Origin of the sequence: Bifidobacterium sp. (assembly GCF_050874245.1) — a bacterium.
Taxonomy (GTDB): domain Bacteria; phylum Actinomycetota; class Actinomycetes; order Actinomycetales; family Bifidobacteriaceae; genus Bifidobacterium.
Genome location: NZ_JBNMKH010000069.1, coordinates 1 through 9478, shown reverse-complemented (window position 1 = coordinate 9478; position 9478 = coordinate 1). Strand labels below are relative to the sequence as shown.

Here is a 9478-nt window from a genome sequence, read left to right as displayed (position 1 = left end):
GCTGTCGGGCTGGATCCTCGATCCGGACCACAAGAAGATGTCGAAGTCCAAGGGCAACGTGGTCGTGCCGGACAAGCCGATCAAGCAGTTCGGCGCCGACGCGGTGCGTTACTGGGCCGCCGCCGCCCGTCTGGGCCTGGACGCCACGTACGACGAAGGCCAGATGAAGATCGGCCGTCGTCTTGCCATCAAGCTGCTCAACGCCACCAAGTTCGCCCTGGCCATCGGCCGTGAGGACGAGAACCACCACGTGGGAGCCCCTACGACCGCCACTTGGAATCCGGCCGACGTGACCGAGCCGCTGGACCGCGCCGCAATGGCCAAGATGGCCGACGTGGTGCGCGAAGCCACCGAGAACCTCAACAACTACGAGCATTCCAAGGCTTTGGAGATCATCGAGAACTACTTCTGGCAGTTCTGCGACGATTACATCGAGCTGGTCAAGAACCGCGCCTACGGCACCGCTGATTCGACCGGCAACGTGCCAAGCGAGGCCGCGGTGAAGTCCGCACGCACCACGCTGGGCTTGGGTCTGGACGCGTTCGCGCGTCTGCTGGCTCCGTATCTGCCGTACGCCACCGAAGAGGTGTGGAGCTGGATGCATGCGGGCGAAGGCTCCGTGCACCGTGCTGCATGGCCGAAGGCCGAGACGTATGCGGCCGCCGCCGGTGACGCCTCCGCGGACCTGCTGACGTATGCCGGCGAGGCTCTGGCCGCGCTGCGTGGTATCAAGTCGAAGGCCAAGGTTTCGATGAAGACGCCGATTCTGTCCGTGACGCTGGCCGTCACCGACGAGGTCCGTGCGGCCGTCGAAACCGCGCTGGGCGATATCGCCGAAGCCGGTCGTGTGACCGGTCCGATCGCGTTCGCCGCTCCGGCCGCCGCCGAAGGCGAGGACGAGGCCGCCGACGTGACGGTCGCCGAAAGCGAACTGGGCGAACCACCGGCCAAGAAGCCGAAGAAGTGATCTTGAGATCATAGCGGCTGGCAGTCCTCACGGGGGGCTGCCAGCTAATGACAAAAGCCTCCTTTGCATCGCTGCATCGCAGCATCGCAAAGGAGGCTTTTGTCGTATGTAGGTCCATCTCCCTAACGAATCAGGAACAGGCCTTTACAACGCAGTCTTTACAGCACCGGAACCGACAGCAGGTACTGCGGGCCGTCGGAGGTCTTGCCGGGAGCGACGGACAGTCCGGCCTGCATCGCATCGTCCAGAATCTCCGCGGCCGCCGCCAAATCGACCGTCTCATCTACCAGATCGCCACTATCCGGCGTGAAGCCGGTCTTCGCCAATCCGTAGCCGGAGATCGGCAGCGAGACGGCAAGCGATGTTGAATTCTTCTGGGAAGCGGCGGAATCGTCCTTCTTCGAGGAGTCCACTCCCCCGACTTTCGCCACGTTCTTCGACGTGGTGTCCGCGGCCGCGCCGAATGACGGTCGCAATCCACCCGCATAGCTCATCACGTCATCCATGCTGATGGCGTTCTTGTCGTTGACCAAGCTGGTCAGCGTGTCCGAAGTGTTCTTGGCCTGCGCCCGCTCCGCCTTGCGCTGGGCCTTGGCACGCACCTTCTCGGCCTTCGCACACAACGACTGGCCGGCCGAAGCGGAACGCATCGAATCCAGCACGGACGAGCCGTCGGCAGTCTCCGTATCGGAGGCTTCATCATCCGAATCCAATTGGTCGGCGAACCTCACGACGATCTGATGGAACGCGCTGGCCTGACCGGTATGCTCGCTGGCGTCCGACAACGTGGTCATCGCGGCGGAAACCTTGTCGTACGCGGATTTGAGCTTCGCGTTGCCTTTCATACCGGCTCGCACATCGGCGATCGCCTGGTTCTCGTATTCGGACGCGTTGCCGGAGGTCGCTCCCAATTCCTTAAGCCGGGCCGTGTATGAGTCGGTGAAATCCATGGAATACGGGATCATCGCTGCGGAAAGCTGCGATTGGCCGGAACTGTAGTCCTTGGAACCGCGCTGCCCTTCCTCGCCGACACGTTTGGTAAGCTCGCTCACCAGTCCGGACGTGCCGCGTTGCTCTATGGTGCGAATCACCTCATCGACCGCATCGGCCGCGCCGACATGGCGGTACGCGGCGCTCACGTCGTTGACGGCGTTGGCCAGTTCCGCCACGGCCTTGGCAACGGGGGTGTCGCCGTTCAGTTCGGAGGCGGTGCCGAGAATGGCGGGAAGCTGCGTCGAACTGCCGATGGAGCCGGACAGGTGCGTGGTGTAGGAGCCGACATACGCGTTGATGTAGCTGTCGAACGCCTGATCGTGTTCTTTGGAGCGTTCCGCGATGGTCTGTTCCGCCAGCGCCTTCTCGTTGTCACGGAGTTTTTCCAGTTGGGCGATGAGCTTGCGATTGCGCTGCGAGCCGACATTGGTCAGCCCGTCCACCAGCGTGGATGCGCGCTTGGTGAGGTCGGATAGCGATTGGTCGGCGTCGCCGTCCACCGCGGCGATGGCCAGCGAGCTCATGGAGAAGCGTTTCGCCGTCACGTAGGTGCTGAAGGTCAGGTCCTCGCCGGGTTTTCCGGCGGTCGCGACCAGCGTCGACGTATTGCCCGCGGAAACGACCACGCCGTCATCTGCGGTCACATCGTCGCCGACTCGACTGGGGATGGTGAATGCGACCACCGGCGTCAGTCCGGCGGTTTTGGCCGTATCCACGGAATGCAGGTCGATTCGTATGCCGACCATGCCGGAAGCGCCGGAAACGTCGGCCGCGCTCACGTCCGGTCCGTCAAGGCTGAAGGTGACGGACACCTTCCATGGCGACGGGACGGCGCCTTTGGGCACGCGTTGCGATTCATGCGATGCGGAGGAGCCGCCTTGCGTCAGGAACAGCCGGCCGGGCCTGTCGATGGACGTGTAGGCGCTCATCACGTCGTTTCGTGCCGCTTCAGCCGCGTATTGGTCGTTTTGATGGGCCGCGGCGGCCACGTCGGTCACATCGACGGCCGCGACCGGAACGGCGGCGATGACGGCGACCGCAACCGCCGCCGCGAATGGACGGCGGTCTGCCTGCGGACGAATCGTGGGTGCGTGACGCATACCGTCCCTCACAATCGCAATCGAAGTAGCATTTCCAAAGCATTCAATGTAATGCCCGGTCTGCCCGTCGTCGACGCGCGCATGCCGGCATCGCCGCGAAACGGGCAAAAAAGGAATAAGCAGATAAAACTAAACCCGCTTGAATCAGGCGAACACGTCGAGGACGCCCGGGTCTCCTCCGGCCTCGGCGATGCGCTTGTGGCGTCGCTTGGCCTCGGTCACCACGAATTCACGGTACATTTCGGCGATGTCCGGGTCCAGTCCGGCTTCGACGGCGATACGGTGCAGCCGTTCGATCTGGGAGTTTTCGCGCTGGTAGTCGGCCGGGGCGAAGCCCGCGCGGGCTTTCAGCACACCGACTTGGGACGTGTATTTGAACCGTTCGGCCAGCAGCGAGACGATGGCCGTGTCGACATTGTCGATGGATTGACGCAACGCGGCGATTTTGGCCACCGCATCGGCCACTTCGGGATTGTTCCGCGCGGTCCGCGCGTCGATGACGGTTTCGGATTCGGTTTCTTCTTCTGGCCGAGGCCAGTCGTGTTCGCTGTCGCTCATGGTCTCCAGACTACCGCGAAGGCTACCTCTACGGATTTCGTAGGATCATCTTTCGGGTCACATATCCCGTGGATGCATATCGCGCGCATCACTCGAATCGCAGCGTGCGAATCACATCGCGTGGATCACATCGAGAAGTAGCGCTTCAGCACGATGGTGGTTTCGGTGCTGACCGGCACCGTGCGGTGGATGAGGTTCAGCAGCTCCTCAAGTTTTGCGGGCGATTCGGTGCGGACGGTCAGCATGAAGCTGGGCGAACCGGCGACGGAATCGCAGGACATGATGCCGTTGATGTCCTTGAGTTTGTCGGGGATGTCGGCTTCCCGCGAATAATCGGTCGGCGTGACCGCGATGTAGGCGTTCACCGTGAGGCCGCGGCGCTCGTCGTCGATAATCGCCTTGTATCCGCGAATCACGCCACGGCGCTCAAGCTTCTGCACACGCGATTGCACCGCGGATACGGACAGACCGGTCGCTTCGGAAAGATGGGACAGTGTGGCGCGTCCGTTGTTCTCGAGAATGTCGAGGATCACACCATCGGTGTCATCGAGCTGACTTGCGATAGAACGTGCATCATCCATGCCATGATCATTATTGGCCATCCATACCCCCTTTTTTCAACAAGTCGCCACACAGCCATAGCGGCCGTCCCCACTGCGGTTCCAAGTTACTGTCCCTCCCACCATACCCACCACCACGCACATAACGGCGCGGAACGACAGGCATTTTACCTTCGGAGAAACACCCACCCATACGCGTTTTGTTAAATTTTGCAAATACCCCCATCAAAATAGAAATTATTTATTTCATCGCTTCGTTTTTTTCGTATTTTTATCTTCTTTTTTGCGATTTCATTGTCCATAAAAATGTCCAGAAAATGGTCATGGGCGTGTGGAACGGGATGGTATGGAAAAGGGGCCATGCGATGATCAAAGTCGCATGACCCCTTGGAATCAAGGAAATCGATTCCGAAAAATCGGATTCCGACGATTCAGGAAACCTCAGTTGCCGTTGGTGGCGTTGCCGCTCTGCTGGATGAGCGACGCCATGAAATCGCGATTGGTCGCGGTCTTCTTCAGACGCGGCACGAGCGTCTGGTAGGCCTGCTCCGGCTCGAGGCCGCCCAGAAGGCGACGCAGACGGTAGATGATCGGCAGTTCCTGCGGATCGGTGATGAGCTCCTCGCGGCGGGTGCCGGAGGCGTTCACGTCGATGGCGGGGAACAGACGCTTGTCGGCGAGTTCGCGGCTCAGACGCAGCTCCATGTTGCCGGTGCCCTTGAACTCCTCGAAGATCACCTCGTCCATCTTGGAGCCGGTCTCCACCAGCGCGGAGGAGATGATGGTCAGGGAACCGCCGTTCTCGATGTTGCGGGCCGCGCCGAAGAACTTCTTCGGCGGGTACAGCGCCTGCGCGTCCACACCGCCGGACAGGATGCGTCCGGAGGCCGGGGCCGCGATGTTGTAGGCGCGGGCCAGACGGGTCATGGAATCGAGCAGCACCACCACGTCCTGGCCGAGCTCCACCAGACGCTTCGCGCGTTCGATGGCCAGTTCAGCCACGGTGGTGTGGTCGGAGGCCGGACGGTCGAAGGTGGAGGAGATGACCTCGCCCTGCACCGTACGCTCCATGTCGGTGACCTCTTCCGGACGTTCGTCCACGAGGACGACCATGAGGTGCACTTCCGGATTGTTGGTCGCGATCGCGTTGGCGATGTTCTGCAGGGTGATGGTCTTGCCGGCCTTCGGCGGGGACACGATCAGACCACGCTGACCCTTGCCGATCGGCGCGACGATGTCGATGAGACGGCCGGTGAGCTTGTTCGGCGTGGTCTCCTGCTTCAGACGCTCCTGCGGATACAGCGGGGTGAGCTTGTTGAACTGCGGACGATGCTGCGCCTCCTCGACGCTCATGCCGTTGATGGAGTCGATGGACTGCAGCGGCACGAACTTCTGGCGCTGGTTGCGGCGGTCACCCTCTCGCGGAGCGCGGATGGAGCCGTGCACGGCGTCGCCCTTGCGCAGACCGTACTTCTTGATCTGTCCCATGGAGACGTACACGTCGTTCGGTCCCGGCAGATAGCCGGACGTGCGCACGAAGGCGTAGGAATCGAGCACGTCGACGATGCCCGCGACCGGCACGAGGTCTTCCTTCGATTCGTTGCGGTCGTTGCGATCATTACGGTCGTTGCGATCCGCGGAACGGTCGGCATTGCGGTCCATACGATCGTTACGGTCATTGCCGCGTTCCATGCGATCGTTGCGATCGCCCCTGTCGCGACGGTCGTCGCGTTCGTCGTAGTCGCGGTCGCGGCCACGCATACGACGGCCACGACGGTCGTTGCGGCCACGGGTGTGGCGCGTGAACTCGCCTTCCTCCGCGTCATCACGACGGCCGCTCTCCTCGGAGGAGTTCTGCGCGGGCAGCGTGGCGAGGATGTCGTCGAGGTCGCGCACGACGTCCTCATCCTTCGGCTCGTCCGATGTGCGGCGACGGCGACGCGGTTCGAAGTCATCCTTGCGATTGTCGTCGCGGCGGCGACGGCGGTCTTCACGCTTCGGCGACGGTTCGTCCAGGCCAAGCTCGGCGAGCAGGTCGGCACCGGCCTCGGCATCGCGATGACGATGGCGCCTCGGCGTCTCCTCGCGCGATTCCAGCGTATCCACGGCGGCCGCGGCATTCGCGGCATCCTTGGCGACCGCGGCGTTCGCGGATTCCGCAACGTGGACGGATTCCGCAGACTTGGACTTCTTGGCGCGGACGGGACGATTCTGCTTCGCATCGTCGGCGGCGCCGTTCTTATCGTCTTTCTTCGCCGTGTTGACATCAGCGTCTACGGTGGAGACGGGCTTCGGAGCGCGCACGGTGACTCCGGCCGGCGCCTGTCCACCGGAACGGGCGGCCTGGATCGTTGCGATCAATTCGGTCTTGCGCATGGTAGAGATACCGCGAAGTCCCATCTGCTTGGCGAGCTCCTTGAGCTCGGGCAGTTTCATATCATCGAGATTAGGGCTTGTTGCCACTGGTAGTTGCCTTTCCTTGGCTTCCACAGGCATGCGCCCGCGACAGCTGTAAAAAAGAATTACGGAAAAATCCGTTGAACGAAAGTTCACCGCGAAATCTCACGGTTGCGAACTGCCATAACCATACAACGCCGCCCAGACCAACGCAAACCAGGCATCGCACCACCCCGGACGGTTCGCGCGCCGCGTATCCGGCATGAAAAAACGTGGGCCCGCCAGCGTATCACGCCGGCGGGCCCACGTTTCTCACGTCCTTCAAATCCCTTTGAAGCTCCCTTTAAAAAAGTTTCCTTTCAAAGAGACAATTTCGAGGATGAGGGAATCGCTACTTCTCCTCGTGGTAGGACTTATCGGTGTTCACCGACCACACGTTCTTCTTCGACGTCTCACCGCTCTTGATGTTCTTGACGGCTTCGATGGCCGTGGCCATGGAGTGGTCCATGTTGTTGTAGCGGTGCTGGCCGTTGCGGCCGACGCAGTAGAGGTTGCCGAAGGAGTCGAGGTAGTCGACGAGTTCGGGCATGCGGTCGTAGGTGTCGAAGTAGGCGGGGTAGGCCTTCTTGACGCGTTCGCGATGGGAGTCGAGCACGTCCTGCGGGCCGTTGATGACCTGCATGCGGGTGAGCTCCTGGATGGCGAACTTGGTGGCCTCCTCGTCGGTCATGTTCCAGAAGGCGTCGCCTTCCTCGCAGAAGTATTCGAGGCCGATCCACACGGTGTTGTCGACGTCCTTGACCAGGTACGGGCTCCAGTTGTTGAAGATCTGCAGACGGCCGACCTTGTAGCCCGGATCCTGCACGTAGATCCAGCAGTCCGGCACGATCGGCGGGTTGCCGAGGGTCGGGATGTCGGTGGTGTTGGTCAGACGCAGGTGCTTGACGAGCAGGCCGACGGTGACGAAGTCGCGGTACGGCAGACCATTGGCGATTTCGGTCATATCCTTCGGCGCCGGCTTGTCGGACGCGTCCACGGCGTTGATGAGATCCTTGACCGGCATGGAGGAGATGAAGTCGTCCGCGGCCATTTCGGTGCGGTTGCCTTCGGAATCCTCATACACGACGGAGGCGATCTTGCCGTCCTTCTGGCGGATCTCCACCACGTTGGCGTCGGTGATGACCTTCACGCCGGCGGCCTCGCAGTTGGACTCGACGGTCTCCCACAGCTGGCCCGGGCCGAGCTTCGGATACCAGAATTCCTCGATCAGGGAGGTCTCCACCTCGGAATTGTCGCGCTTCTTCGGCAGCAGCTTCTGGAAGGCGTTCTTCAGCACGCCCATGATGCTCAGGCCCTTGACGCGCTGCGCGCCCCAGTCGGCGGAGATCTCGGACGGATGGCGGCCCCACAGCTTCTCGGTGTAGCCCTCGAAGAACATGGAGTAGAGCTTACGGCCGAAACGGTTGATGTAGAAGTTCTCCAGATTGGTTTCCGGCAGCTTGTGGATCATGGACTTCAGGTAGCTGAAACCGGCGACCATGGTCAGCTTGAAGCCCATGGCCTTCAACGTGTTGGCGCTCAGCGAGATCGGATAGTCAAGGAAATGACGGTTCCAGTAGATGCGGGACACGCGGTGGCGCTTGAGCATCACCTTGTCCTCGACCTCGGGATCCGGGCCGCCCGGCTCCATATCATGCTCGCGGTGGAGCTTCTTGTCGTCATAGCTGGGAGCGCCCTGCAGCGGCAGGACTTCCTTCCACCAGTCCATGATGCGGTCGTCCTTGGAGAAGAAGCGATGGCCGCCGATGTCCATGCGATTGCCGTCATGCTTGACGGTGCGGGAAATGCCGCCGAATTCGCGGGTAGCCTCCAGCACGGTCACGTCGTACTTGTCGGAGCCACCGTCCTTGACGAGCTCCCACGCGGCGGTCAGGCCAGCAGGGCCACCGCCGATAATCACCACGGATTGCTTTTGCGTCACTTTGAAGTCTCCTTAAAACAAAATCGAAAATAGTTTACCCGAAGGTAGGGAAACGCACAGCGCGACTGTGCATATGCACACAAAATCAGCGCCATGTCTGGCGGGAATCGCCATAAAATCGTCAATTGAAAATCGATGGAACCGTCATAAATAGGGGAAACCAGCCACTCGACGAACCTGCGAAGGCCGGTTTCCCGTAAATGTCACATGCTTTCGGGGATGTCGATATCGGTTTTCTGGACCTCCTCGACGTTCACGTCCTTGAACGTGACGATGCGCACGTTCTTGACGAAACGGCTGGAACGATACACGTCCCACACCCATGCGTCGGTCAGACGAACGTCGAAGTAGACGTCCTGTCCGGCGGAACGCACATTGAAATCGACCTTGTTGGCCAGATAGAAACGACGCTCGGTCTCCACGACGTAGGTGAACAGCTTGATGACGTCACGGTATTCCTTGTACAGCGCCAGTTCGGCGTCGGTTTCGTAATTGTCGAGATCTTCGGCGCTCATCACTTGCCTTCCATATCGCGCTTGCGGCCACGGCCGAGCGTGCGCCACCAAGCGTCCTTCGATGTCTTGCGTTCACCCGAGCCGTACGGCCAGGTGTTGTCGGCATCGCCCGTCGCTTGGCCAGTCGATTCCTCGGTCGGCTCCTCAGCCGGCTTGTCGGACCGTGTTTCCTGCGGACGTGCGGCGGACGTCTTGTCCTCGGCCGGCGTCTGACCGCCGTTTCCATCCTGCCTGACGTCCTTATCGTCGGAACCGTCGTCATGCATGGTGTTGAGCTGGATGGCGATCGAATGCTCGCGGGCGCTCAACGCCTCCTTGACGCCGGGATTGTCTTCGATCACATGCATGCCGAACGCGTCGAGCGAGCGGATCGGGTCGAATTCGTCGACGAGCGTGTCCATGACGAT

Annotated in this window: 7 protein-coding genes and 1 pseudogene; 1 reads left to right on the top strand and 7 read right to left on the bottom strand. The window is 61.2% G+C overall.

Annotated features, from left to right (window positions below; all coding sequences use genetic code 11):
* The coding region (locus ACR0P8_RS07510; protein ID WP_432624494.1) for a class I tRNA ligase family protein at positions 1–967 on the top strand (967 nt) is incomplete at its 5' end.
* A gap of 158 nt (positions 968–1125) precedes the next feature.
* Here ACR0P8_RS07510 and ACR0P8_RS07505 read toward each other — a convergent pair.
* From ACR0P8_RS07505 to ACR0P8_RS07475, 7 genes and pseudogenes are all read right to left on the bottom strand, one after another.
* A complete protein-coding gene (locus ACR0P8_RS07505; RefSeq protein WP_432624493.1) occupies positions 1126–3060 on the bottom strand; it encodes a hypothetical protein in 1935 nt (644 codons plus the stop codon).
* 144 nt (positions 3061–3204) lie between these two features.
* Positions 3205–3618 (bottom strand): chorismate mutase, encoded by a 414-nt coding sequence (locus tag ACR0P8_RS07500; protein WP_026646924.1) that lies wholly within the window; start codon positions 3616–3618, stop codon positions 3205–3207.
* Between the two features lie 125 nt (positions 3619–3743).
* Positions 3744–4220 carry an Lrp/AsnC family transcriptional regulator gene (locus ACR0P8_RS07495; protein ID WP_432624492.1) on the bottom strand — a complete coding sequence of 159 codons (477 nt, stop codon included), beginning with the start codon at positions 4218–4220 and terminating at the stop codon, positions 3744–3746.
* Positions 4221–4619: 399 nt separating this feature from the next.
* Positions 4620–6641: a transcription termination factor Rho gene (gene rho / locus ACR0P8_RS07490; RefSeq protein WP_432624491.1), complete on the bottom strand. Its 2022-nt coding sequence runs from the start codon at positions 6639–6641 to the stop codon at positions 4620–4622.
* Between the two features lie 325 nt (positions 6642–6966).
* On the bottom strand, positions 6967–8556 hold the full coding sequence (locus ACR0P8_RS07485; RefSeq protein WP_026646921.1) for an NAD(P)/FAD-dependent oxidoreductase: 1590 nt from the start codon (positions 8554–8556) through the stop codon (positions 6967–6969).
* 203 nt (positions 8557–8759) lie between these two features.
* Positions 8760–9071, bottom strand: a complete 312-nt coding sequence (locus tag ACR0P8_RS07480) for a DUF2469 domain-containing protein (RefSeq protein WP_432624490.1) — start codon at positions 9069–9071, stop codon at positions 8760–8762.
* Positions 9071–9478, bottom strand: a pseudogene (locus tag ACR0P8_RS07475) (GNAT family N-acetyltransferase); the annotation flags it as partial. The gene ACR0P8_RS07480 and the pseudogene ACR0P8_RS07475, both read right to left, overlap by 1 nt.

Bases quoted from the DNA above. Each gene is read 5' to 3' on its own strand.
- ACR0P8_RS07505 (WP_432624493.1), bottom strand. From the start codon at position 3,060: ATGCGTCACGCACCCACGATTCGTCCGCAGGCAGACCGCCGTCCATTC.
- ACR0P8_RS07500 (WP_026646924.1), bottom strand. From the start codon at position 3,618: ATGAGCGACAGCGAACACGACTGGCCTCGGCCAGAAGAAGAAACCGAA.
- ACR0P8_RS07495 (WP_432624492.1), bottom strand. From the start codon at position 4,220: ATGGCCAATAATGATCATGGCATGGATGATGCACGTTCTATCGCAAGT.
- ACR0P8_RS07480 (WP_432624490.1), bottom strand. From the start codon at position 9,071: ATGAGCGCCGAAGATCTCGACAATTACGAAACCGACGCCGAACTGGCG.